This window comes from Kocuria cellulosilytica (genome assembly GCF_040981245.1).
GTDB lineage: Bacteria > Actinomycetota > Actinomycetes > Actinomycetales > Micrococcaceae > Kocuria > Kocuria cellulosilytica.
Genome location: NZ_JAVFWZ010000056.1, coordinates 1 through 643, shown reverse-complemented (window position 1 = coordinate 643; position 643 = coordinate 1). Strand labels below are relative to the sequence as shown.

The window sequence follows — 643 nt, the reverse complement described above, 5'->3', positions numbered from 1 at the left end:
CAAGAACAGGAACGCGGTACCGGGTGACGACAGCTGGTGACCAGAAACCTCATACTGCGCAACGTGCTTCATATTATGAGTCCAGCGTGAGGCGTCTCACAACAGCCTGTCAAGCGCTGCGATCTAGTTTTCACGTGACTGTCACAGGAGGCCCGCCATTCTTGACACCCCGGTCAGCGCCTCGGAGAATGTTGCGCATTGTGACCGCCGTTGCGCATGACAGGGGCACGGTTCACTCCCTCGTGCCGTTCGGGACAGAGGAGGCCGCGATTCCGGGAACGAGGCCCGCACCTCGTCCGTCCTCCGTCCGCAGGGGCACCGCCGAGCAGGATGTCCGGTGACAGTGTGCGCGGGTCCTTCGGTCACGACGCCAGCGAAAGAGAAGGGGAACACCCCAATGACACGATCGAACCCTCCGGTGCGCGAGGTCGACGAGAACGATCTCGAGGTGGGCAGGCCCAAGGACTGGGCCGGCGGGCTGCCGGCGGTGTACTACTCGATGGAACCGGCGCTGGAGCACATGGGTCCGGGGCGGGCGGGCCGGACCCTGCTGGGGATGAACCAGCGGGGTGGTTTCGACTGCATGAGTTGTGCGTGGCCGGATCCGGGGCATCGGAGCACGTTCGAGTTCTGTGAGAACGGC

1 pseudogene is annotated in these 643 nt (G+C 64.2%); it reads left to right on the top strand.

What is annotated here, in order from left to right:
* Positions 1–397: 397 nt before the first annotated feature.
* A pseudogene (locus RCG67_RS16950) lies at positions 398–643 on the top strand (hypothetical protein); the annotation flags it as partial.